We start from the raw sequence: 23,810 nt of genomic DNA, 5'->3' as shown, positions 1-23,810 counted from the left end.
CGCCCGTGACGCTGGTGCTCCCGCCGCGCCATGACGCCGATGCCCCCGCCCGGAGATTCCGGACGGGGGCATCGGCGTACTGCACTGAGCGGGGTTACAGGCCGAGCTCGACCTCGAACTCGCCCGCCTCCAGGATCCCCTTGACCGCGGTCAGGTAACGGGCGGCGTCGGCGCCGTCCACCAGACGGTGGTCGTAGGAGAGGGTCAGGAACGTCATGTCGCGGACGCCGATGACCGTGCCCTCCTCCGTCTCGATGACGGCCGGACGCTTGACCGTGGCACCGATACCGAGGATCGCGACCTGCCCCGGCGGCACGATGATCGTGTCGAAGAGCGCGCCGCGCGAACCGGTGTTGGAGATGGTGAAGGTCGCGCCGGACAGCTCGTCCGGGGTGATCTTGTTGGCGCGGACCTTGCCCGCGAGCTCCGCCGTGGCCTTGGCGATACCGGCGATGTTGAGGTCGCCGGCGTGCTTGATGACCGGGGTCATCAGGCCCTTCTCGGAGTCCACCGCGATACCGATGCTCTCGGTGTCGAAGTAGGTGATGGTCCCCTCGGCCTCGTTGATCCTGGCGTTGATGGGCGCGTGCGCCTTCAGCGCCTGGGCCGCGGCCTTGACGAAGAACGGCATCGGGGACAGCTTGACGCCCTCACGCGCGGCGAAGCCGTCCTTGGCCTGGGCGCGCAGGCGCATCAGGCGGGTCACGTCGACCTCGACGACCGAGGACAGCTGGGCCTGCTCGTGCAGGGCCTTGACCATGTTGTCGCCGATGACCTTGCGGATGCGGGGCATCTTCACGGTCTGGCCACGGAGGGGAGAGGCCTCCAGGGCCGGCGCCTTCTTGGTGGCCGGGGCAGCGGCGGCGGCCGGAGCCGGAGCGGCTGCGGCGGCCTTCGCGGCCTCGGCGGCGGCGACGACGTCCTGCTTGCGGATACGGCCGCCGACGCCGCTGCCCTTGACGGTGGCCAGGTCGACGCCGTTCTCGGCGGCGAGCTTGCGCACCAGCGGGGTCACGTAGGCGCCGTCGTCGCCGGAGGTGGCGGCGGGCGCCGGAGCCGGGGTGACCGGAGCCGGAGCCGGAGCGGACGGGACCGGCGCGGGAGCCGGGGTGGTCTGCTGCTGCGGGGCCGGAGCCGTGGGCGCCTGCGGAGCCGGAGCCGGAGCTGCGGGCGCGGCCGGGGCGGGAGCCGGAGCCGGAGCGGCCGGGGCGGCGGCCGGAGCCGCGCCCGGGGCGCCGATGACGGCCAGCTTGGCGCCGACCTCGGCGGTCTCGTCCTCGGCGACCGTGATCTCCAGCAGCACACCGGAGGTGGGCGCCGGGATCTCGGTGTCGACCTTGTCCGTGGAGACCTCGAGCAGCGGCTCGTCGGCCTCGACGGAGTCGCCGACCTCCTTCAGCCACCGGGTGACGGTGCCCTCGGTGACGGACTCGCCGAGCGCGGGCAGGACGACGTCCGTGCCCTCGGCGCTGCCGCCGCCGGAAGCGGCCTCGGCGGTGGGAGCAGGCGCCGGGGCGGCCTGCTCGGTGGACGGCTGGGCGGCCGGGGCCGGCTCGGGGGCCGGTGCTGCGACCTCTTCGGCCACGGGGGCCGGGGCGGCAGCAGGCGCGCCCGTGCCGTCGTCGATGACGGCCAGCTCGGCGCCGACCTCAACCGTCTCGTCCTCGGCGACCTTGATGGACGCCAGGACACCCGCGGCGGGCGAGGGGATCTCGGTGTCGACCTTGTCGGTCGACACCTCGAGCAGCGGCTCGTCGGCCTCGACGCGCTCACCCTCGGCCTTCAGCCAGCGGGTGACGGTGCCCTCGGTGACGCTCTCGCCGAGCGCCGGAAGGGTTACGGAAACCGCCATGGTTTCGGTTGCTCCTTACGAATTGCGGAAGTCTGTGTTCGTCGCGGAGTCGCGTTCGCCGACCGAGGGTCAGTCGTGCGCGTGCAGGGGCTTGCCGGCGAGGGCCAGGTGCGCCTCGCCCATCGCCTCGTTCTGGGTCGGGTGGGCGTGGATGAGCTGGGCGACCTCGGCGGGCAGCGCCTCCCAGTTGTAGATCAGCTGGGCTTCGCCGACCTGCTCGCCCATGCGGTCGCCGACCATGTGGACGCCGACCACGGCACCGTCCTTGACCTGGACGAGCTTGATCTCGCCCGAGGTGTTGAGGATCTTGCTCTTGCCGTTGCCCGCGAGGCTGTACTTCAGAGCGACGACCTTGTCCGCGCCGTAGATCTCCTTGGCCTTGGCCTCGGTGATGCCCACGGAGGCGACCTCGGGGTGGCAGTACGTCACCCGGGGTACGCCGTCGTAGTCGATCGGAACGGTCTTCAGACCGGCCAGACGCTCCGCCACCAGGATGCCCTCGGCGAAGCCGACGTGCGCGAGCTGGAGCGTCGGGACCAGGTCACCGACGGCGGAGATGGTCGGAACGTTGGTGCGCATGTACTCGTCGACCAGGACGTAGCCGCGGTCGATGGCGACGCCCTGCTCCTCGTAGCCCAGGCCCTGGGACACGGGGCCGCGGCCGACCGCCACCAGCAGGACCTCGGCCTCGAACTCCTTGCCGTCGGCGAGGATGACCTTGACACCGTCCTGGGTGTACTCGGCCTTCGAGAAGAACGTGCCCAGGTTGAACTTGATGCCGCGCTTGCGGAATGCGCGCTCAAGAAGCTTGGAGGAGTTCTCGTCCTCGACCGGGACGAGGTGCTTCAGGCCCTCGATGACCGTGACCTCGGAGCCGAAGGACTTCCACGCGGAGGCGAACTCGACGCCGATGACACCGCCGCCCAGGATGATCGCGGACTTCGGCACGCGGTCCAGGACGAGGGCGTGGTCGGAGGAGATGATCCGGTCGCCGTCGATCTCCAGGCCCGGCAGCGACTTCGGTACGGAGCCGGTCGCCAGCAGGACGTGACGGCCCTGGACACGTTGGCCGTTCACATCGACGGAGGTGGGGGAGGACAGCCGGCCCTCGCCCTCGATGTACGTCACCTTGCGGGAGGCGATGAGCCCCTGAAGGCCCTTGTACAGGCCGGAGATGACACCGTCCTTGTACTTGTGGACCCCGGCGATGTCGATGCCCTCGAAGGTGGCCTTGACGCCGAACTGCTCGCTCTCGCGGGCCTGGTCGGCGATCTCGCCCGCGTGCAGCAGGGCCTTGGTGGGGATGCACCCCTTGTGCAGGCAGGTGCCGCCGACCTTGTCCTTCTCGATCAGGGCGACGTCCAGGCCCAGCTGCGCCCCGCGCAGGGCCGCGGCGTAACCACCGCTACCACCGCCGAGGATCACTAGGTCGAAAACGGTGCTGGCGTCGTTCGCCACGTCACGTCCTCCATGCATGTGCGCCACGCCGGTCTCCAGTGACCGGTCGGCGGCTGGTGTCCGGCCGCTCGTTCTTCGGCCCTTCGGTGGGGGCCCTGTCCTGCCGAGCCCCATCTTCGCACCTGTCACCGGTGAAAGAGACGCCGGGCCGGGCTGTGAGACGCACCACGCTCATTTGCGACCGCACACCGGACTGCCGGGGCGGCGCCGATCCGGGCGGCCGGGCGGCAACCGGCCGCGGGGCCTCGCACCATCCGCATGCGAGGCCCCGCCGACCAGAACTCAGCCCAGATCGCCCGCCGCGGTCAGCTCGGCCAGCCGGACCAGCGTGCGCACGGCCGTCCCCGTACCACCCTTCGGCGTGTATCCGAACGGTCCGCCCTCGTTGAACGCGGGCCCCGCGATGTCGAGGTGCGCCCAGGTGATCCCCTCGCCCACGAACTCCCGCAGGAACAGACCGGCGACCAGCCCGCCGCCCATCCGCTCACCCATGTTCGCGATGTCGGCGGTGGGGGAGTCCATCCCCTTGCGCAGGTGCTCCGGCAGCGGCATCGGCCAGGCCGGCTCGCCCACCTCCTCGGCGGCCTCGTGCAGCGCGGAGCGGAACGCGTCGTCGTTCGCCATGATCCCGAACGTCCGGTTCCCCAGCGCCAGCATCATCGCCCCGGTCAGCGTCGCCACGTCCACGATCGCGTCCGGCTTCTCCCCCGAGGCCGCCCACAGCGCGTCGGCCAGCACCAGCCGGCCCTCCGCGTCGGTGTTGAGGACCTCGACCGTCTTGCCGCTGTACATGCGCAGCACGTCACCGGGCCGGGTCGCCGAGCCCGACGGCATGTTCTCGGCCAGCGCCAGCCAGCCGGTGACGTTGACCTCCAGGCCGAGCCGCGCGGCGGCGACGACCGCGGCGAACACGGCGGCCGCCCCGCTCATGTCGCACTTCATCGTCTCGTTGTGGCCCGCCGGCTTCAGCGAGATGCCGCCCGAGTCGTACGTGATGCCCTTGCCGACGAAGGCAAGGTGCTTCGTCGCCTTGGAGGAGGTGTACGACAGCTTCACCAGCCGCGGTCCCGACGCCGACCCGGCGCCGACCCCGAGGATGCCACCGTAGCCACCCTTGACCAGGGCCTTCTCGTCGAGCACCTGCACCGTGATGCCGTGCTCCTTCGCCGCGGTCTGCGCGACGGCGGCGAAGGCCTCCGGGTTGAGGTCGTTCGGCGGCATGTTGATCAGGTCGCGGGCGCGGTTGAGCTCCTCGGCCACGGCAACGGCGCGCGCGACAGCCGCCTTGTACGCGCGGTCGCGGGGCTTGCCGCCCAGCAGCGCGGCCTCGGCCAGCGGCGCCTTGCCGTTCTTCGCCTTGGCACCCTTGCCGTCGGAGGCGGCGGCTCCCTTGTACGTGTCGAAGGAGTACGCCCCAAGCAGCACGCCCTCCGCGACCGCGCCGGCGTCGGCGGGGTCCGTGAGCGGCAGCGCGAACGCGGCCTTCTTGATGCCGGTGAGGGCGCGCGCGGCCACCCCGGCCGCCTTGCGCAGCGCCTCCGCGTCGAAGCCGGAGTCCTTGTCTGGCTCGGCGCCCAGGCCCACCGCCACCACGAGCGGGGCCTTGAAGCCGGCCGGTGCGGGCAGCTTCGTCACCTCGCCCTCGGCCCCGGCGGCGCCGAGGGTCTCCAGGACGCCGGCGAGTGAGCCGTCGTACGCCTTGTCCACGGCCTCGGCACCCGGTGCGACGACCGGGCCCTCGGCGCCCTTGGCAACACCGATCACGATCGCGTCGGCCCGCAGGCCGGGCGCCGCGCTGGTGCTGAGAGTGAGAGCAGTCACGGTGGTGGAATCTCGCTTCCGTATGAAGTGTGCGTGGCCGAACGCGGGTGGGCCGACCGGGCCCGACAACCGACCCTAGATCCCTCCCGCGGAACGGTCTTCACCTGGGCTGGTGAATCCCCGACACGAGCCTACGCTCGGCGCTGCTTCCGATCGTTCCCGCGGGCACGCACCGTACGCCCGCCGTAACCGACGGGGTGCGGGGTGCCGGGGTGCGGGCCGCGTGCTGCGTGCGGCGTGCTCCGGGAGATCATCCTTGGGTAAGTCGCCGACACCCTGGAGCCTGCCCGGTGAGACGCCCGATCCTGCACCTCGTTCTGCTGAGCGCCGCGCTCCTGCTGTCGGCGGCCTGCACGACAGCCCCCGCCGAGGGCCCCGAGCACGCCGGCCCGTCGGCCGGCACGTCGGCCGGCGCACGCTGGCAGCCGCGCCCCGGAGTGGCTTGGCAGTGGCAGCTCAGCGGCCGCCTCGACACGAGCGTCGACGTCCCGGTCTACGACATCGACGGCTTCGACCAGGACGAGGCGACGGTCGCCGCACTGCACGCCGACGACCGCAAGGTGATCTGCTATCTCTCCACCGGTGCCTGGGAGGACTGGCGCCCCGACGCCGGGAAGTTCCCCAGGTCGGTGCTGGGCAGGGGCAACGGCTGGGAGGGCGAGCGCTGGCTCGACATCCGCCGCACCGATGTCCTGGAACCCTTGATGGCGGCCCGTGTCGACATGTGCCGCGACAAGGGCTTCGACGCGGTGGAACCGGACAACATGGACGGCTACCGCAACCGCACGGGCTTCCCGCTGAAGGCCGCCGACCAGCTCCGCTACAACCGCCTGATCGCGGAACTCGCCCACGACCGCGGCCTGGCGGTGGGGCTGAAGAACGACCTGGACCAGATCCCGCAGTTGGTGGGCGACTTCGACTTCGCCGTCAACGAACAGTGCGCCCAGTACGACGAGTGCGCCGACCTCAAACCCTTCATCGCGGCGGACAAGGCCGTCTTCCACGTGGAGTACGAACTCCCCACCAGCCGCTTCTGCGCCGACTCCCGCCGCCTCAAGCTGAGTTCGATGAGCAAGAAGTACGAACTGGGCGTGTGGCGCCAAGCCTGCTAGGGCCGTACCACCGGTGCCGTACCACCGGTGCCGTACCACCGGTGCGGCGCCACTTGGACCGCGCCGCTTTGGGCCGCGCCGCTAGGGCCCGAGGGCCAGCACCACGAGCGCGGTCGTCGCCGCCGTTTCCGCGAGCGCCCCGAACACGTCCCCGGTCACCCCGCCGAACCGCCGTGTGCAGCGCCCCAGGAGAAGCTCGGACACCCCGACGGCGGCGGCGACCGCGCAGGCCGTACGGACGACGTCGTACTCCCCGAGGAGTGCGCCGGCGCCCGCGGCCGCGACGAGGACGACGACCGCCGTGAGCACCGCGGCCCGCACCGGCAGCACGCCCGCCACCGCCGCACCCAGCCCCTCCGGCCGGGCGGCCGGTACCCCGCTGCGGGCGGCCAGGGTGAGGGCGAGGCGGGCGGCGGTCGCCGCGACGACGGCGGCCAGGGCGCCCCGGGTCCAGGAGGCGCCGTAGAGCTGCGCCAGCGCGGCGACCTGGGCCAGCAGCACGAAGACGAGGGCGAGCACACCGAACGGCCCGATGTCCGACTGCTTCATGATCCGCAGCGCGTCCGCGGCGGGCTTGCCGCTGCCGAGACCGTCCGCGGTGTCGGCGAGGCCGTCCAGGTGCAGACCCCGGGTCAGGACGGCGGGTACGGCGGCCGAGGCGACGGCGGCCAGCAACGGGCCCGCGCCCATGTACAGCAGGAACAGACCGAGGACCGCCGCGCACACACCGACCGCCAACCCGGCCACGGGAGCGCAGAGCATCCCCGCGCGGGCCGCCTCCCGGTCCCAACGGCTCACCTCGACCGGGAACGCGGTGAGCGTACCGAAGGCGAAACGGAGACCGTCCGGGCAGGAGGCGGCCGGTGGTGAGGGCGGCGGGGGCGGGGAGGACGGCGGGGGCGGCGGCGAGGACGGCGGGGGCGTGGACACCGGCGCAGGCTACCCGGCGGTCGCGAGGGCGCCCAGAGGGCGTGGACAGCAGCCCTGGATAAAGTGACCATATGGGACATTGGTTGCAGCGGAACATCATCGAGCCGGGCAAGCTGCCGCTGCTTCTCGCGCTCACCGCGTTCGTCCTCACGTTCCTGATCACCCGGGTCGTCACCCGCATGATCCGGGCGGGCAAGGGGCCCTTCGGCAACGTCAGCACTGGGGGAGTGCACATCCACCATGTGGTCCCCGGTGTCGTCCTCACCATCCTCGGGGGCTTCGGGGCGGTCGCCAGCAGCCGGTACGGCTTCGGCTCGGCCGCGTTCGCCGTCGTCTTCGGTATCGGCGCGGGCCTGGTCCTGGACGAGTTCGCGCTGATCCTGCACCTCGCGGACGTCTACTGGACGGAGGCCGGCCGCAAGAGCGTCGAGGTCGTGGTGCTCACGGCGGCCTTGGTCGGCCTGGTCCTCGCCGGGTTCACGCCCTTCGGCGTGAACGACGTGTCCCAGGGGGAGCTCCAGGACCGTGGCAGAGTCATCGTGTCCGTGGCGGTCAACTTCTTCTTCGCCCTGCTGGTCCTGAGCAAGGGCAAGGCCCGTATGGCGATCTTCAGCGTGATCGTCCCGCTGGTCGGCCTGATCGGTCTCGTCCGGCTGGCCCGCCCCGGCTCGCCGTGGGCCAAGCGCCTGTACCGCCGCCGTCCGCGGGCCCGTGCCAGAGCCACCCTGCGCGCCTACCGTCACGACCGCCGCTGGGCGGGCCCCCGCCGCAGGATTCAGGACCTGATCGGCGGCAAGCCCGACCCGGCGATCGCCCGCAGGTGACGCAGGGCCGACGCCCCGCACGGCAGCAGGACCACCCCGATCGCCGCCAGGTGTTCCTTGCCGGCCAGGTTCTCCTTCAGCGCCACCTCGACCACCATCGCCGCGACCACCGCACCGGCGGTGACATACGCGCGGTAGCGCCAGCCGAGGAAGACGGCGAGGCCCACCACGGCCGCCGACGGGCCGGTGTCCACCACCTGCGCGTCCGAGCCGGGCAGGCCCAGCGGGTGGCCGGGGCCCAGCCAGACGCCCAGGCGGGCGTACAGGGTCCCGGCGAGCGTGGCGGCGTAGGCGAGGGCGAGGGTCCGCCATCGGCCCAGACAGATCTCGGCGATCCCGAACACCAGCAGGATCTGCGCCAGGGCGCCCCAGGCGGGCAGGTCCAGCGCGGGCACGAACAGGGAGAGCGGGGTGCGCAGCAGTGCCGGCCACAACGGGTCCTCGGCGCGCACCTCCCCGAGGTCCCGCACGAACCGACAGCCCCCGGACTGGTTCTGCAGCGCGTGCAGGAACGCGGTCAGACACACCGCCCCGATCGTCATCCAGGCCGCCCGCCACCTGCGCTCGATCAGCGGTTCGCGCACGGTGACGTACAGCAGTCCCCATTCGGCGCGGGCCCAGCGGGTGAGCGTGTTCATCCAGTGGTCCTCGTCCCCGTGAGCTTCGGCAGCCCCGGCGCCTCCAGAAACCCCTCCGCGCGCGCCGACGCGAGGCCGATGCGCGGCAGGTCCGCGCTCTTCTCGAAGAGCAGGAACCGCGGCTCCCAGACGGGCCGGTACTTGGCGTTGGCGCGGTACAGCGACTCGATCTGCCACCAGCGCGAGAAGAAGCTGAGCAGTGACCGCCACAGCCTCAGCACCGGCCCGGCACCAAGACGTGCGCCACGTTCGAAGACCGAACGGAACACGGCGAAGTTGAGTGAGACCTGAGTGATCCCTGAATCCCGGGCGGCGCGCAGCAGTTCGATGACCATGAACTCCATCAGCCCGTTGTCCGAGTCCCGGTCGCGCCGCATGAGGTCGAGGGACAGCCCGTGCGGCCCCCACGGCACGAATGACAGCAGCGCCCTCAACTCGCCCTGGGCGTCCATGCATTCGAGCATCACGCAGCGGCCGTCCGCCGGATCCCCGAGCCGCCCCAGCGCCATGCTGAACCCGCGCTCGGTGGCCCCGTCGCGCCAGTCGTCGGCGCGCTTCACCAGGTAGGTCATCGCGTCGGCCGGGATGTCCTCGTGCCGGCGGACGCGCACCTCGTACCCCGCCCGCCGGACCCGGTTGCAGGCCTGCCGCACGGTCCGCATGGCCCGCCCCTCCAGCGTGAACCCGGCCACCTCGACAAGGGCCTCGTCCCCGAGCTCCAGGGCGTCGAGACCATGCCGGGCGTACACGGTCCCCGCCTCCTCGCCGGCACCCATCACCGCCGGGATCCAGCCGTGCGCCCGCGCCTCGGCGAGCCAGGGCCCGATCGCCCCCGGCCAGGCCTCCGGGTCGCCGATCGGATCGCCCGAGGCCAGCGACACCCCGCCGACGACCCGATAGACGACGGCCGCCTTGCCGGTCGGCGACCAGATGACGCTCTTCTCCCGGCGCAGCGCGAAGTACCCGAGGGAGTCCCGCTCGCCATGCCGCTCCAGCAGCGCCCGCAGCCGGCTCTCGTCGTCCTCGGTGAGCGGGTCGACGGCACGCCGGGAGCGGAAGGCGGCGTACAGGACGGCGAGGACGAGGGCCGTGCTGAGCACGTTGATGACGACGTTCACCCAGTTCGGCGGGTCGACCCCGGGGAAGCGGAAGCCGTCGGCGGTGACCGAGACCAGCCGCAGGACGCCGTAGCGCCAGCGGTCCCGGAAGGCCGACGGGCCGGGCGCCCGGTTGGTGACCGTCACCAGCAGCGCGGCCAGCAGCGAGGACACCAGCAGCCCGCCGACGGCGACGGCGGCGGCGAGCTTCGGGTTGGACCGGTCACCCTTGGCGTAGAACTCCCGCCGGCCGGCCAGCAGCGCGGCGACGAAGGCGGCGGTGAGGACGAGGGAGACCCAGTTCTGCGCGTACTGCCGGACCTCCGGGAACGCCATCGCGAGACCGAGCAGCCCCAGGAACGGCCCGGCGAGGGCGAGGTTCAGGATCCACGCGGCCCGCTTGCGCCGCCGCATGGTGATGGCGAGGAACGCCGTGAACACGCCGGAGGCGAAGCCGGCGGTGAGCAGACACGGCGTGAAGTAGTTCTCCTGGTTGTGCCGTCGCACGTCCTGCCCCAGCGAAACCCACACCGCGCTGAGGAAGTTGACGAACGCGACGGCCCGCAGATACCAGACGGCGAGCGCGGCGGCCCGCCCGGACGAGAGGACGGACCGTGGCCGGGACACCGAGGTATTCCGGTCCGCCGGGGTCTGCGAGTCCGGCGGAGTCTGCGGGCCTGGCGAGGTCTGCGAGTCCGGCGGAGTCTGCGGGCCTGGCGGAGTCTGCGGGCCCGGCGTCTGCCGGTCGGTCGAAGGTGCCTCGGCCGAGGTTCGCCGGTCCGCCGTGCCGTGTCGGTCCGCCGTGCCCGGCTGGGCAGCCGCACCCTGCCGGGCCGGGGGCTGATCCTGTTCCGCGGCAATTCGGGCATATCCCATGAGGCGGGATCATAGGGGCGCCGTTGCGCGTTTTCCTTCCAGCGCAACGGCCCTCATGTTCTCTTTTCCGCCGCGGTGCCACTCGGCCCGCGTGGTGCGGTCCGGCGGTGCCGAACGCGCCGCCCCTGATGCCTACCGCCCCTGACGCCTACCGCTCCTGCGGCTCCACGGAGTTGCCCGGTTCCTTGGAGCCAGCCAGCTCGGCTGGGTTGCCCGGTTCCTTGGAGACAACCGGCTCGGCGGGGTCGCCCGGCTCCTCGGAGTCGTCCCGCCCTTCAGAGTTACCCGACGCCTCGGAGCCGGCCCCCTCCCTGGAGTCATCCGGCTTCTCGGGAACCTCAGGAACCGCGGGCTTCTCCGGCAACTCCGCGGCCAGCGCCGCCGCCGCCTGCACCAGGGGCAGTGCGAGCAGCGCCCCCGCCCCCTCGCCGACGGTCACCCCGTGATCGAGCAGCGGCTCCAAGGCCATCCGGTCCAGCGCTTTGCCCTGTCCCGGCTCCCCGCTCTTCTGTCCGGCCAGCCACCAGTCCGGCGCCCGGAACGCGATCCGCTGCCCCACCAGCGCGCAGGCGGACACGACCACCCCGTCCAGGATCACCGGCATCTTCCGCACCGCGCTCTGCAGCAGAAACCCGGTGATCGCGGCGAGGTCGGCGCCGCCCACCGTCGCGAGCAGCTGCAGTTGGTCCCCGAGTACCGGCCGGGCCCGCCGCAGCGAGTCCCGGATCGCCGCGCACTTGCGCATCCAGGCCAGGTCGTCGATCGCCTGCCCGCCCCGCCCGGTCACCACGGACGCGTCGGTCCCGCACAGCGCGGCGATCAGTACGCCCGCCGCGGTGGTCCCGCCCACGCTGACATCGCCGAGCACCACCAGATCCGTACCGGAGTCGGCCTCCTCGTCGGCCACCGCCACCCCGGCCCGGAAGGCGTCCTCCGCCTCCTGGAGGGTCAGCGCGTCCTCGATGTCGATACGCCCGCTGCCCCGCCGTACCCGATGCCGTGAGACCTCGCCCGGCAGCGACTCGGGCGCGCAGTCCAGCGCCATGTCGACCACCCGCACCGGCACCCCGAGCCGCCGGGCGAGCACCGACACCGGACGGCCGCCCTCCAGGACCTCCCGCACCAACTCCGCGGCGGTGCCCGCGGGCCGCGCGGAGACGTCCAGTCGGGCGATGCCGTGGTCCCCGGCGAACAGCAGGACCCGCGGCTGCTCGATCGGCCGCACCGGTACGGCGGACTGCGCCGCCGCCAGCCACTCACCCAGGTCGTCGAGGCGGCCCAGTGCTCCGGGCGGCACGATCTGACGTTCCCGACGCGCCTCGGCGTCGCGGCGCACACCGCCGTCGGGGCGCTCGATCAGATCGGTGAAATCGTCGAGATTAAGCGAGCTCATTCGCCGAACAGTACCGGCCTCGATCGAACATGACGGCGCCACATCGGCACGACGACGGGGCCACGTCGTTGCGCACAAGATCGGCATCCCATACGTTCCCGTTTGCAGCGGATTGTCGTACGTCTCCGGGAGTCGCCCATGTCCGCACCTTCAGCCGTTCCGGGCCCTCGCGCGCCCTATGTCTCCTCTTGTCTGTCCTCCGCACCCTCCACGCGGCGTCTTCGCTCCGCCGCCCGCGCGATGCTGCCGTTCCCCGAGCCGGAGAGCTGGCTGGACGTGGGCACGGGCGAGGCCCGTTTCCCGAGGACGGCGAAGGAACTCTTCCCCTACACGTCCTTCGACGGCCTGGACGCCACCCTCCACGTCGAGTGGGCGCGTCAGGTCGAACGCGTCGAGGAGGCCCATGTGGGTGTTCTGACGGACCCGCGGATCGCGGCCCGGCTGCGCGCCCGTTACGACGTGGTCAGCCTGCTCCACCACCTGCCCCGCACCCCGGACCCCCGCGAACTCCACGCCGCCGTCGCTGTCCTGCGCCCCGGCGGCCACCTCCTGCTCGAAGCCCCCGACCCGCACTGCGCGTTCGCCGCGCTCCTCGGCGAGCGGTGGCTCCCGCGGGCCCGCGGTGTGCGCCTGCTGCCCCTGGACGACCTCCGCACGGAACTGGAGTCACAGGGCTGCAGGGTCCTCGTGACGGACCGCCACAGCGCGCACGTCCCCCAGGACCTGTCGGCCGCGCTCGCCCTGGCCCTCCCCAGGTCCCTGCCCTCCTGGCTGGCCACCCCCCTGCTGGCGACGGCCAGGGCGCTGGACCACGTCCTGGCTCCGCTGCTCAGACGCACCCGCTTCTCGAACACCTACCGGCTCATCGCCCGCCGCGAGGCGTCAGCCCCGTCGTCAACCCCGTAGTGCCCCGTCGTCAGCCTCGTCGTCAACCCCGTAGCACCAGCGCCTGACCCGCCACCACCAGCAGCACCTGCTCGCACTCGTTCGCGAACGCCGCGTTCAGACGCCCGAGTTCGTCCCGGTAGCGCCGGCCGGACGCGGTGGCCGGCACGATGCCCGACCCCACCTCGTTGGACACGGCGACCACGGTCCGCCGGGTGGCCCGCACCGCCTCCGTCAGCTCCCGCATCCGCGTCCGCAACGCCCGCTCCCCGCCGTCGGCCCACTCCACGTCGTCCCACGCCCCGACGGCGTCCATCGTGTCCGTCAGCCACAGCGACAGACAGTCGACGAGCAACGGCGGCCCGTCGTCCGCCAGCAGTGGCACCAGGTCGCACGTCTCGGCCGTACGCCACGACCCCGGCCGGCGCTCCCGGTGCACGGCCACCCGCGCGGCCCATTCACCGTCCCCGTTCCGCGACCCCCCGGTCGCCACGTACAGCACGTCGGGGAACGCCTCCAGTCGCCGCTCGGCCTCCACCGACTTCCCGGACCGGGCCCCGCCCAGCACCAGCGTCCGCCGCGGCACATCCGGTACGTCCTCGTACACGCCCACCACCAGAGTCGTCCCGTCCGGCACCGCCCGCGCCCCCGCCGAGGCCAGTCGCCGCCGCACCTCGGGCCCCGGCGGCACATCGTGGTCGAGGTGCACGGCGACCACGTCCGTCGTGGGTCCGACCGCCCCCACCGCCCGCAGCCGGGCCAGCCCGTCCGGCCGCCCCACGACATCGGCCAGCACCATGTCGTACGTCTCCGTGGCACCCTCCTCCAGCCCGGCCGGCGCGCCCCCGGGCGGCAGGTACAGCAGCCGCCGCCCGTCCGGTGCGGTCACCGCGTACCCGGTGCCGGGCGCGTCCATCGCCACCGCCCGCACCCGATGCCCCGTCAGCAACGCCAACTCCCGCCCGTCCGGCACCCGCCCGGGCTGCGGCAGCCCCACCGGCACCTCGACCGCGGGTCCGTCGTGCGGATGCGACAACAACACCTGCCGTACGCCGCCCAGCGAGTGCCCGGCCCGCGCCGCCGCGAACGCGGCCCCCGGCGTCAGATCGAGCAACAGCGTCCCGTCCACGAGCACCGCGGTGGCGGCCCGCGCGGCATCGCCGAGCGCCCCGGTGCAGGCCGCGCAGGGACAGTCGGGGCGGGGCAGCCCCGCGGGGGCACCGGTACCGAGCAGGGTGAGTTCCACGCACCGATTTTCGCCGCTCGCCGCCGCTCGCGCGCGACCGGGGCGCCCCAAAGGGGCGCCGGGCCGTATCGGTGGGCGACGACTCCGCCGCGGGGGCGCGACAAGCCCCGCCAAGCCCGCCAAGCCCGCCGGCTCGCGGACGAGCGGACGAGCGGACGAGCGGACGACAAACAACGTCGTTCCTGACGGCGCGCCCCGCCGAACGCATAGGCTCGGAGCAGGAGCCGGACCAAGATCCGGCTTCTGTTCTGCTCGTGCTCATACGTGGGAGGCGTACATGGCGGCATGGACGTGGCGGTTCGAGAAGGCCGACGGGACGGAGGTCCAGCCCGCGGTGCAGCCCGAGGAGTTCACCACGCAGGGGGACGCCGAGTCCTGGCTCGGGGAGCACTGGAAGGACCTGCTGGCCGGTGGCGCCGAGCAGGTGCGGCTGTTCGAGGACTCCACGGAGATCTACGGCCCGATGAGCCTGCGCGCGGCCGAGGAGGCCTAGGAAGCGCGGGAGGGGCGGGGGCGGCCGTGCGCAGGCCGCCCCTTCTCGCCGCTCCCGAGTCCCGCAGGGTTGCCGTGTCCGGCTCGTACTGGCTCGTGGTGGCTCGTAGCGAGTGACTCGTAGCGACTCAGTGGCTAGTAGTGAGTGACTCGTAGCGATTCAGGGACTCGTACTGATGAGCGAGCCCCCAGGGGCTCAGCCGCGCACTCCGCACAGATGCAGCAGGGCCGCCACCCCCCGGCACGGATCCGTCCGGCCCGCCCGCTCCTCGGCCGCGAGCAGTGTCTCCAGGTCAGCTGGGACCTCGGCCTCGTCGGCCGTCGTGTCCGTGAACACCCGTACGCCGTACCAGGCGTGCAGGGGTGCCCCGATCCCCGCGAGCGTCGCGGTCAGCGTCTCCAGCCGGTCGGCCCGGACGTCGAGGCCCAGCCGGTTCCGGTATGCGGTGCTGTCGAAGGCGGCCAGCGCGCCGGCCCAGTCGCCGGACAGCCCCGGCCGCATCGCCAGCGCGTCCGCGTTGCGCACGAGGAGCGACAGCAGCCCGCCCTGGGCGAGCATCCGGGCCAGCCCCGCCAGCAGTGGATCCGGCTCCTCGACGTACATCAGTACGCCGTGGCACAGCACCACGTCGAAGCTGCCCGGCAGGAAGTGGACCCCTGTGTCCCGCCCGTCGCCCTCGATGATCCGCATCCGCTCCCGGATGCCCTCGGGCTCCCCGGACAGGGCCTCACGGGCCGAGGCGATCATCGTGGCGTCCTGCTCCAGGCCGGTGACCCGATGCCCGGCGCGGGCCAGCCGCAGCGCCTGCGTGCCCTGGCCCATCCCGACGTCGAGCACCCGCAGCCGCTGCCCGACCGGGAACCGGCCGACTATCTGCTCGTCGAGCTGCCGGGCCACCAGCTCCTGGCGTACGACATCCCGCAGCCCGCCCAGCCTGTTCAGCCAGGCATTCGCCGCGCCCCCGGTGAACGGCGTTGTGCTCAGGGTCGCTCTCCACGCTTGACCTGCGGCTTCGGCAGCCGGAGCCGGCGCATCTGGAGGGAGCGCATCAGCGCGTAGGCCACCGCGCCACGCCGGTTCTGGTCCGGGAAGCGCTCGGCCAGCCGCTTCTTCAGGCGGAAGCCGGTGGCGATCGAGTCGAGCACGATCAGCACGATCACGATCAGCCACAGCAGCAGCGCGATGCTCTGCAGCGACCCCACCCGCACCATGCTCAGCACGAGAATGACCACGGCCATCGGCAGGAAGAACTCCGCCACGTTGAACCGCGAGTCGATGAACTGGCGGGCGAACTTGCGGACCGGGCCCTTGTCGCGCGCGGGCAGGTACCGCTCGTCGCCGGTGGCCAGCGCGGTGCGCTGCTTCTCCAGCTGGGCACGGCGCTCGTCGCGCTGACGCTTGCCGGCCTCCTTGCGTGAGGTCGGCGTGGTGGCCACGCTGCGGCGCACCGACTGGGCCTCACTCCGCTTGGGTGTGGGGCGGCCCTTCGGGGCCTGCGGGTCACGGGTCTGCTTGGAGTCGGTCAGGGTCGCCTTGTCGGCGGCCGGGGCCTTCTCATCCTTCGCGCGGCTACGGAACACAAAGACCAAGGGTACGGGGTCCGCAGGCGTGGACCGCAGCCAGGTGGGGAACGATCCGGCAACGTCAGTCGTCTGTAACCCTGAAGGTCACCTACTCCTCACGCCGGAGCAGGGCCCTCACCAGTCGTCCTTGGGGATGAGCGCATCAGTCCCCGAACAGTGCGGTAATGGATGCAGGGCCCGTACTGTGGGTTCTGTTGCAGGAGCCGAGCTGGAGTCCGTCAGAAGGGGGCGCGCGAAGCCCATGAGCGGTGTCATGAAGCGTATGGGGATGATCTTCCGCGCGAAGGCGAACAAGGCCCTTGACCGGGCCGAGGACCCGCGCGAAACCCTCGATTACTCGTACCAGAAACAGCTGGAGCTGTTGCAGAAGGTGCGCCGCGGGGTCGCCGACGTGGCGACCAGCCGCAAGCGCCTGGAGCTCCAGCTCAACCAGTTGCAGCAGCAGTCGGGCAAGCTGGAGGACCAGGGTCGCAAGGCGCTCGCGCTGGGCCGTGAGGACCTGGCCCGCGAGGCGCTCTCGCGCCGGGCCGCGCTCCAGCAGCAGGTGACCGACCTGGAGACGCAGCACTCCACGCTCCAGGGCGAGGAGGAGAAGCTGACCCTGGCGGCCCAGCGGCTCCAGGCCAAGGTCGACGCCTTCCGTACGAAGAAGGAGACGATCAAGGCCACGTACACCGCGGCCCAGGCGCAGACCCGCATCGGCGAGGCGTTCTCCGGCATCTCCGAGGAGATGGGTGACGTCGGGCTGGCGATCCAGCGCGCCGAGGACAAGACGGCCCAGCTGCAGGCGCGGGCCGGCGCGATCGACGAACTGCTCGCCTCGGGCGCCCTGGACGACCAGTCCGGCATGCACAAGGACGACATCCAGGCCGAGCTGGACCAGCTCTCCGGTGGTACGGATGTGGAGCTGGAGTTGCAGCGCATGAAGGCGGAGCTGGCCGGCGGCAGCAGCGCCGGGCAGCAGGCCCTCGAAAGCGGCACGAACCAGCAGCAGTCCTCGCAGCAGCCGCAGGACACCCCGCGCTTCGACAAGCAGTGACCAGCAGTAGGGCCCACGCCTGAGGAGGGCGACATGATCGTACGGATCATGGGGGAGGGACAGGTGAGGCTGGCCGACGGCCACCTCACCGAGCTGAACACACTGGACGACGTACTCCTGAGAGAGATGGAGAACGGCGACGGTCCCGGTTTCCGCCGCACACTCCAGGCACTGTTGTCCAAGGTCCGGGAACTGGGCGAGCCGTTGCCGGACGACTCCCTGGAACCGTCGGAACTGATCCTCCCGTCGCCGGACGCGACGCTGGAGGACGTACGGGAACTGCTGAGCGACGACGGCTTGATCCCGGGCTGAGACTCACGTCCTGCCCGACCGGGCCGGGCTCGACCCGGACGAGGCCCGCGCGGTCGTCGCCACCGTCACCGGCGGCGCCGCCTTCTCGGCCCTGGACGACTCGGACACGAGCCCTTGGACACACGTGAGCACCATCGAGCGCGCCCGGCGTCGGCTGAAGGCGCACCCTCTCGCGCTGGACGCCATCCTCGCGACCGGCGTCCTCGCCTGCATGGTCGCCGGCTCGTTCGTGGACCCGGGCGGACATCGGGGCGACTGGACCCTCCGCACGCCCGCCCCCCTCAGCCTGGTCCTCATGGCCCTCGGCGCCACCGCCCTGGTGTTCCGCCGCCGCGCCCCCATGACGGTTCTCGCGCTCACCGGCAGCTTCTCCCTGATCGAGGCCGTCGCCAGCGACCCCCGCGCTCCCGTCGCCATGGCCGCGGTGATCGCCCTCTACACCGTCGCCGCCACCACCGACCGCCCCACCACCTGGCGGGCCGGCCTGCTCACCATGACCGTCCTCACCGGCGCCTCCATGCTCGCCGGCCCCCTCCCGTGGTACGCCCAGGAGAACCTCGCGATCTTCGCCTGGACCGGCATCGGCGCCACCGCGGGCGACGCGGTCCGCAGCCGCCGCGCCTTCATCCACGCCATCAGGGAGCGCGCCGAACGGGCCGAGCGCACCCACGAGGAGGAGGCCCGCCGCAGGGTCGCCGAGGAACGCCTGCGTATCGCCCGCGACCTGCACGACGTCGTCGCCCACCACATCGCGCTGGTCAACGTCCAGGCCGGGGTCGCCGCCCATGTCATGGACAAGCGGCCCGACCAGGCCAAGGAGGCCCTGGCCCACGTACGGGAGGCCAGCCGTTCCGCGCTCAACGAACTGCGGGCCACCGTCGGCCTGCTGCGGCAGTCCGGCGACCCGGAGGCGCCCACCGAACCCGCCCCCGGCCTGGACCGGCTCGACGAACTCGTCGGCACCTTCCGCAGCGCCGGCCTGCGGATCGAGGTCGCCCGCGCCGACCACGGGACCGCCCTGCCCGCCGCCGTCGGCCTGGCCGCCTACCGCGTCATCCAGGAGGCACTCACCAACGTCCAGAAGCACGCCGGGACGGAGGCGAAGGCCGAGGTCAGCGTCGTACGCGTGGGACCGGACATGGAGATCACCGTCCTCGACGACGGCTCCGGAGAGGACGACCACTCCGCGGACGGCGGTGGGCACGGCCTGCTCGGCATGCGGGAGCGGGTGACCGCCCTGCGCGGCACCCTCACCACCGGTCCCCGCTACGGAGGCGGCTTCCGCGTCCATGCGATCCTGCCGGTCAAGACCAGCACCACCGTCACCGCCACCGGCACCGGCACCGCCAACGCCACCGTCACCCGAAAGCCGGGGGAGCCCGTATGACCATCCGTGTCCTGCTCGCCGACGACCAGGCCCTGCTGCGCAGCGCCTTCCGCGTGCTCGTCGACTCCGAGCCCGACATGGAGGTCGTGGGCGAGGCGTCCGACGGAGCGGAGGCAGTGCGACTGACCAGGCAGGAGCGCGCCGACGTCGTCCTGATGGACATCCGGATGCCCGGCACGGACGGTCTCGCCGCCACCCGCATGATCAGCGCCGATGCCTCCCTGGCCCATGTCCGCGTGGTCATCCTGACCACCTTCGAGGTCGACGACTACGTCGTACAGTCGCTGCGCGCGGGCGCCTCCGGCTTCCTCGGCAAGGGCTCCGAGCCCGAGGAACTCCTCAGCGCGATCCGGGTCGCCGCGGGCGGCGAGGCCCTGTTGTCCCCGGCTGCCACCAAGGGCCTGATCGCCCGCTTCCTCGCCCAGGGCGACGCGGCGGACGACGAGCGTGACCCCGCCCGCAGGGAACGCCTCGGCGCCCTCACCGTCCGGGAGCGCGAGGTGCTGGTCCAGGTCGCCGGCGGGCACTCCAACGACGAGATCGCCGAGCGGCTGGCGGTCAGCCCGCTCACCGTGAAGACGCATGTCAACCGGGCCATGGCCAAGCTGGGCGCGCGGGACCGGGCCCAGCTGGTGGTGATCGCGTACGAGTCCGGGCTGGTACGTCCAAGGGTGGAGTGAGCTCAACCCGGCCGTACCGCGCCCGGAGTACGCGCCGGACAGGCTGGTGCCGGCGCGGGCGTATGACGGCCTGATCCGCGGCGGCCGGGTACCGAACCACACGTTCCGGTGCCCGGCCGTCGGCATGGGTTAGGGCAGCGCCAGCATCCGCTCCAGCGCCAGCTTCGCGAACGCCTCGGTCTCCTGGTCGACCTCGATCCGGTTGACCAGGTTGCCCTCGGCGAGGGACTCCAGGGTCCACACCAGGTGGGGGAGGTCGATGCGGTTCATCGTCGAGCAGAAGCAGACCGTCTTGTCGAGGAACACGATCTCCTTGCCCTCGGGCGCGAAACGGTTCGCCAGCCTGCGGACCAGGTTCAGCTCCGTGCCGATGGCCCACTTCGAGCCGGCCGGAGCCGCCTCCAGCGCCTTGATGATGTACTCGGTCGAGCCGACGTGGTCCGCCGCGGACACGACCTCGTGCCGGCACTCGGGGTGCACGAGCACGTTCACACCGGGGATCCGGGCGCGTACGTCCTCGACGGACTCCAGGCTGAAGCGGCCGTGCACCGAGCAGTGGCCCCGCCAGAGGATCATCTTCGCGTCGCGCAGCTGCTCGGCGGTCAGCCCGCCGTTCGGCTTGTGCGGGTTGTAGAGGACGCAGTCCTCCAGGGACATGCCCATGTCCCGCACGGCGGTGTTGCGGCCGAGGTGCTGGTCGGGCAGGAACAGCACCTTCGAACCCTGCTCGAAGGCCCACTCAAGGGCCCGCTGGGCATTCGAGGACGTGCAGATCGTGCCACCGTGCTTGCCGGTGAACGCCTTGATGTCCGCGGAGGAGTTCATGTACGACACAGGCACGACCTGCTCGGCTATGCCGGCCTCGGTCAGCACGTCCCAGCACTCGGCGACCTGCTCGGCGGTGGCCATGTCGGCCATCGAGCATCCGGCGGCGAGGTCGGGCAGGACGACCTTCTGGTCGTCGCCCGTCAGGATGTCCGCGGACTCGGCCATGAAGTGCACACCGCAGAACACGATGTACTCGGCCTCCGGACGCGCGGCCGCGTCCCGGGCCAGCTTGAACGAGTCACCCGTGACGTCGGCGAACTGGATGACCTCGTCGCGCTGGTAGTGGTGGCCGAGGACGAACACCTTGTCGCCGAGCTTCTCCTTGGCCGCACGGGCGCGCTCGACCAGGTCCGGGTCGGAGGGCGAGGGCAGGTCACCTGGACATTCGACACCGCGCTCGCTCCTCGGGTCGGCCTCACGGCCGAGGAGCAGCAGGGCGAGAGGAGTCGGCTGTACGTCGAGCTCCGGGGTCTGGGCGGTGGTCACGGCACGCACCCTTTCTGGTTTTCTCTACTTTTCGTCGAACTGACGTTATCTATCATAACCTGCTTCATGTCACTTTGACGATGGTCATAACGTCGATGTGACGTGAATCCCGCACCCCTTGTCGAGCCGACTCGAGCGGTCCTGTTCGCTTCCACGCGGGTGTGCGAGCATGAAAGGGAAGAAGAACGAAGAAGGAAGTGGAAACACGGTCCCAGGCCCGGAATGAATCCGCGGCCCCGTCGGTTGCAACCGTCGGCAAGGCAGTCTCCGTACAACCCGGGAGAGATGTAGATGTCCGTATCGGACGAGACCAGCACCGTCACCGACGGCATCATCCTGTCCGACGCCGCCGCGGCGAAGGTCAAGGCCCTGCTCGACCAGGAAGGCCGCGACGATCTGGCGCTGCGCGTCGCCGTTCAGCCCGGCGGCTGCTCCGGCCTGCGGTACCAGCTCTTCTTCGACGAGCGTTCCCTCGACGGTGACGTCGTCAAGGACTTCGGCGGTGTGAAGGTCGTCACCGACCGCATGAGCGCCCCGTACCTGGGCGGCGCGTCCGTCGACTTCGTCGACACCATCGAGAAGCAGGGCTTCACGATCGACAACCCGAACGCGACCGGCTCCTGCGCCTGCGGCGACTCCTTCAGCTAGCCCCGGCCGGTAGCTGAGAACACTGAACAGCGCGAAGGCGGCGACCCCCTCCGACAGGGTCGCCGCCTTCGCGCATGTCCGGGACGGGGGTGTCCGCGCATACCCGGGACGGGATCGTCGTGTCACGTCACGTCCCGTCCCGGACGTCTGACAGGCCCTACCGCGTTCCGGACGTCTCCGGCAGCAGCGCCCCCGCCTTCTCCAGCGGGATCGCCTTGGCGTCCGAGCCCACGACCGTCCGGTCGCCGAGCGGCTCGTCCAACCGCACGGTCTTCTCGTACACCTTGGCGATCAGGATGCAGACCTTGTCCGGCCACCGGGTCTCGGTCACCTTCACGGTCACCTTGTCCCCGCTCTCGCTCGCGGTCGCCGCGTAGTCGGCGCACACCCCGCCCGTGAAGCTCACGGTCAGCTCCCGTCCCTCGGCCGTGTAGCCGTCCACCCGGACGTTCCGCGGGGCCGTAGCCGCCGTCGGCCGGTCGCCCGGCCCGGTCGGCCGCGCGGACGGCGAGCCCGGCCGGGCCGACGGTGCGGGTGCGGTCAGGTACGCCGGGTCGACAGCCGGATGCGTCACCGTGAAGTCGTCCCTCGCGCCGGTCGCCCGCACATCGAACAGCCAGGACGGCACCAGCGTCTGCCGCCCGGCCACCGTGTGCGAGGCCAGCCCGAACACGGCCTTCTCGACGGTCAGCGTCTGCTTCGCCGGAGCGCCGGTGGAGGAGTCGCCGGATCCGCAGGGCGCCTCCAGCCGGTCCTTCGGCGGTACGGGGGTGGCGCAGCCGCCGACGCCCATGCGGTGGTCGGTCCCGGGCGCCGCGTTCAGCAGCGCCAGTGTCTCCTGCGCGCTCAGCACGGGATACGTGTCGCCCTTCACCGGCGCCTTCAACTGGCCGTCGCCGCTCACGACGTCGCCCCGCGCGTCGACGATCACGCCCGTCGTCCAGCCGTACGTGGGCAGGTCCCCGATCACCGGTTCGGCGTTCACGATCCGCTGGGCGCCCAGGGTCCGGCTCGCGTCGACCTTCGTGTCGTCCTGACCCACCGCCTTCAGGACCGGCGCGGCCGCCTTCCTCGCGACCGCCTCGCTCACCGGGGCGCCGCCCGGGTCGGCGGGGGTCTTCGCGCACACGGTCGCGCTCTGGCAGTTGTCCGTACGGGGTGAGTAGCGGTGGAAGGTCCAGGCGCCCGGCGCCTGCCGGTTCACCTGGAGACTCGGTCCCATGCCGTCCTTCGCCCCGACCGTCCAGGCCTGCCCTGCGGCGACGGGCGTCCCGTCGACCCCGAGCGCCTCGGCCAGGTCGGCCACCTCGTCCTTGGTCACCTGACCCTGCGCCCGGTACACGGGCGCCGAGCCGGGGCCGTCGGGGAGCGTGCCGGCGGCGCGGTAGGTGACGCCGTAGGGGTTGGGCTCGCCGGGCGCGATGCCGTTCGTACCGTTCGTACCGCCGGCCTCGGAGTAGTCGTCCAGGGCCAGCGGCGGGGGAGTGCCGTCACCCGGCGCCCCGGACGTCGTACGCCCGCCCGAGCCCGCGGATCCGTCGGCGGCGGTCGTGGCGAAGTACGCCCCACCGCCCCCGACCAGCAGCACGGCGGCGGCCACGGAGACGACGACGGCGGGCGAGCGGTGCCGGCCCGAGCGAAGGCCGCCGCGCTCCTCGACGTCCTGGTCCCGGGGGATCTCTGCATCGGGGACGGCATCGGGAACGGCATCGGAAGAGCCATCGGGGGTGGGGGAGGGAGTGGCGGCGGGCCTCTCAGCGGCGGTTGCGTCGGAACCGGGTTCGTCGGAACCGGCTTTGCCCCCGCTTGCCTCACCCGTACGGGTCTCTTCCGTACGGGTGTCTTCCGTACGGGTGTCTTCCGCACCGGGCTCGACAGAGTCGAGGACATCCGTGCCACTGTCAGCGGCACCGGGAGGCTCCTCGGCACCGGATGGCTCCTCGGCACCGGAAGCCTCGGCAGAGACAGCAGCCTGCTCCTCCGGAGCGTCCTGCTCCTCCGAGGCCCCCTGCCCCTCCGAGGCACCCTTCGTCTCCGCTGCCCCCTTCGTCTCCGCGGTGCTCTGCTCCTCGGCGGAGCCACCCGCGCCCCGCTCCTCCACGGAGCCGTCGGCGTCGTCGTTGTCGGGTCGCTCGGTGTTCACCGCATCGCTCCTTCGGCTGCGTGTCTGCCCCATGACCCTGACCCGGCCCTGTCAAAAAGGCCGGCTACCGGGTCGTATG

General features: G+C 72.0%; 21 protein-coding genes. 9 read left to right on the top strand and 12 right to left on the bottom strand.

Annotated features, from left to right (window positions below; all coding sequences use genetic code 11):
* Positions 1–94 precede the first annotated feature (94 nt).
* The 3 genes from sucB to M2271_RS23015 form a co-directional block, all read right to left on the bottom strand.
* Positions 95–1,852 carry a 2-oxoglutarate dehydrogenase, E2 component, dihydrolipoamide succinyltransferase gene (sucB, locus tag M2271_RS23025; RefSeq protein WP_280889186.1) on the bottom strand — a complete coding sequence of 586 codons (1,758 nt, stop codon included), beginning with the start codon at positions 1,850–1,852 and terminating at the stop codon, positions 95–97.
* Positions 1,853–1,921: 69 nt separating this feature from the next.
* The gene (gene lpdA, locus M2271_RS23020; protein WP_280889185.1) at positions 1,922–3,310 is read right to left on the bottom strand and encodes a dihydrolipoyl dehydrogenase; all 1,389 of its coding nucleotides are present in this window, start codon (positions 3,308–3,310) and stop codon (positions 1,922–1,924) included.
* Between the two features lie 282 nt (positions 3,311–3,592).
* Positions 3,593–5,131, bottom strand: a complete 1,539-nt coding sequence (locus M2271_RS23015) for a leucyl aminopeptidase (RefSeq protein ID WP_280889184.1) — start codon at positions 5,129–5,131, stop codon at positions 3,593–3,595.
* A gap of 290 nt (positions 5,132–5,421) precedes the next feature.
* Here M2271_RS23015 and M2271_RS23010 point away from each other — a divergent pair, with 290 nt between their 5' ends.
* Positions 5,422–6,243 carry an endo alpha-1,4 polygalactosaminidase gene (locus tag M2271_RS23010; protein WP_280889183.1) on the top strand — a complete coding sequence of 274 codons (822 nt, stop codon included), beginning with the start codon at positions 5,422–5,424 and terminating at the stop codon, positions 6,241–6,243.
* A gap of 81 nt (positions 6,244–6,324) precedes the next feature.
* On the opposite strand, the gene M2271_RS23005 is transcribed toward M2271_RS23010, so the two are convergent.
* Positions 6,325–7,173 carry an adenosylcobinamide-GDP ribazoletransferase gene (locus M2271_RS23005; RefSeq protein WP_280889182.1) on the bottom strand — a complete coding sequence of 283 codons (849 nt, stop codon included), beginning with the start codon at positions 7,171–7,173 and terminating at the stop codon, positions 6,325–6,327.
* Between the two features lie 71 nt (positions 7,174–7,244).
* Here M2271_RS23005 and M2271_RS23000 point away from each other — a divergent pair, with 71 nt between their 5' ends.
* The gene (locus M2271_RS23000) at positions 7,245–7,997 is read left to right on the top strand and encodes a hypothetical protein (protein WP_280889181.1); all 753 of its coding nucleotides are present in this window, start codon (positions 7,245–7,247) and stop codon (positions 7,995–7,997) included.
* On the opposite strand, the gene M2271_RS22995 is transcribed toward M2271_RS23000, so the two are convergent.
* The 3 genes from M2271_RS22995 to cobT all read right to left on the bottom strand — a co-directional run bounded on the left by M2271_RS22995 (position 7,949) and on the right by cobT (position 12,001).
* Positions 7,949–8,635: a hypothetical protein gene (locus tag M2271_RS22995; protein ID WP_280889180.1), complete on the bottom strand. Its 687-nt coding sequence runs from the start codon at positions 8,633–8,635 to the stop codon at positions 7,949–7,951. The two genes, M2271_RS23000 and M2271_RS22995, sit on opposite strands and share 49 nt — an antisense overlap.
* Positions 8,632–10,359, bottom strand: coding sequence for a phosphatidylglycerol lysyltransferase domain-containing protein (locus M2271_RS22990; RefSeq protein ID WP_280889179.1), 1,728 nt, complete (start codon positions 10,357–10,359; stop codon positions 8,632–8,634). The genes M2271_RS22995 and M2271_RS22990 overlap by 4 nt, the downstream gene beginning before the upstream one ends.
* A gap of 397 nt (positions 10,360–10,756) precedes the next feature.
* Complete coding sequence (gene cobT, locus M2271_RS22985; RefSeq protein WP_280889178.1) at positions 10,757–12,001, bottom strand: nicotinate-nucleotide--dimethylbenzimidazole phosphoribosyltransferase; 1,245 nt, start codon at positions 11,999–12,001, stop codon at positions 10,757–10,759.
* Positions 12,002–12,043: 42 nt separating this feature from the next.
* Here cobT and M2271_RS22980 point away from each other — a divergent pair, with 42 nt between their 5' ends.
* On the top strand, positions 12,044–12,907 hold the full coding sequence (locus tag M2271_RS22980; protein WP_280889302.1) for a class I SAM-dependent methyltransferase: 864 nt from the start codon (positions 12,044–12,046) through the stop codon (positions 12,905–12,907).
* 22 nt (positions 12,908–12,929) lie between these two features.
* On the opposite strand, the gene M2271_RS22975 is transcribed toward M2271_RS22980, so the two are convergent.
* On the bottom strand, positions 12,930–14,132 hold the full coding sequence (locus M2271_RS22975) for a bifunctional adenosylcobinamide kinase/adenosylcobinamide-phosphate guanylyltransferase (RefSeq protein ID WP_280889177.1): 1,203 nt from the start codon (positions 14,130–14,132) through the stop codon (positions 12,930–12,932).
* Positions 14,133–14,409: 277 nt separating this feature from the next.
* Here M2271_RS22975 and M2271_RS22970 point away from each other — a divergent pair, with 277 nt between their 5' ends.
* Positions 14,410–14,625 (top strand): hypothetical protein, encoded by a 216-nt coding sequence (locus tag M2271_RS22970; protein ID WP_280889176.1) that lies wholly within the window; start codon positions 14,410–14,412, stop codon positions 14,623–14,625.
* Between the two features lie 195 nt (positions 14,626–14,820).
* On the opposite strand, the gene M2271_RS22965 is transcribed toward M2271_RS22970, so the two are convergent.
* Both M2271_RS22965 and M2271_RS22960 read right to left on the bottom strand, forming a co-directional pair.
* Positions 14,821–15,522 (bottom strand): methyltransferase domain-containing protein, encoded by a 702-nt coding sequence (locus M2271_RS22965; protein WP_280889175.1) that lies wholly within the window; start codon positions 15,520–15,522, stop codon positions 14,821–14,823.
* A gap of 83 nt (positions 15,523–15,605) precedes the next feature.
* Entirely contained in the window at positions 15,606–16,244 is a 639-nt protein-coding gene (locus M2271_RS22960) for a DUF3043 domain-containing protein (protein ID WP_280889301.1), read from the bottom strand.
* A gap of 232 nt (positions 16,245–16,476) precedes the next feature.
* Between M2271_RS22960 and M2271_RS22955 the strand changes: the two genes are divergently transcribed.
* The 4 genes from M2271_RS22955 (at position 16,477) to M2271_RS22940 (ending at position 19,626) form a co-directional block, all read left to right on the top strand.
* Positions 16,477–17,247 (top strand): PspA/IM30 family protein, encoded by a 771-nt coding sequence (locus tag M2271_RS22955; RefSeq protein ID WP_280889300.1) that lies wholly within the window; start codon positions 16,477–16,479, stop codon positions 17,245–17,247.
* A gap of 33 nt (positions 17,248–17,280) precedes the next feature.
* Positions 17,281–17,559 carry a hypothetical protein gene (locus M2271_RS22950; RefSeq protein WP_280889174.1) on the top strand — a complete coding sequence of 93 codons (279 nt, stop codon included), beginning with the start codon at positions 17,281–17,283 and terminating at the stop codon, positions 17,557–17,559.
* 124 nt (positions 17,560–17,683) lie between these two features.
* On the top strand, positions 17,684–18,946 hold the full coding sequence (locus M2271_RS22945; RefSeq protein ID WP_280889173.1) for a sensor histidine kinase: 1,263 nt from the start codon (positions 17,684–17,686) through the stop codon (positions 18,944–18,946).
* Positions 18,943–19,626 carry a response regulator transcription factor gene (locus tag M2271_RS22940; protein WP_280889172.1) on the top strand — a complete coding sequence of 228 codons (684 nt, stop codon included), beginning with the start codon at positions 18,943–18,945 and terminating at the stop codon, positions 19,624–19,626. The genes M2271_RS22945 and M2271_RS22940 overlap by 4 nt, the downstream gene beginning before the upstream one ends.
* 129 nt (positions 19,627–19,755) lie before the next feature.
* Here the strand turns inward: M2271_RS22940 and nadA are convergent, their stop codons facing one another.
* Positions 19,756–20,940 carry a quinolinate synthase NadA gene (gene nadA, locus M2271_RS22935; protein ID WP_280889171.1) on the bottom strand — a complete coding sequence of 395 codons (1,185 nt, stop codon included), beginning with the start codon at positions 20,938–20,940 and terminating at the stop codon, positions 19,756–19,758.
* A gap of 291 nt (positions 20,941–21,231) precedes the next feature.
* On the opposite strand from nadA, the gene M2271_RS22930 reads away from it, so the two are divergent.
* Positions 21,232–21,588, top strand: coding sequence for an iron-sulfur cluster assembly accessory protein (locus M2271_RS22930; protein WP_124004201.1), 357 nt, complete (start codon positions 21,232–21,234; stop codon positions 21,586–21,588).
* Positions 21,589–21,745: 157 nt separating this feature from the next.
* Here the strand turns inward: M2271_RS22930 and M2271_RS22925 are convergent, their stop codons facing one another.
* Positions 21,746–23,266, bottom strand: coding sequence for a hypothetical protein (locus tag M2271_RS22925; protein ID WP_280889299.1), 1,521 nt, complete (start codon positions 23,264–23,266; stop codon positions 21,746–21,748).
* Between the last annotated feature and the right edge of the window lie 544 nt (positions 23,267–23,810).

The sequence above is a fragment of the Streptomyces sp. LBL genome (assembly GCF_029893585.1).
GTDB lineage: Bacteria > Actinomycetota > Actinomycetes > Streptomycetales > Streptomycetaceae > Streptomyces.
Note: the sequence above shows the minus strand (reverse complement) of the source record. Positions and strands in the feature narration are given on the sequence as shown.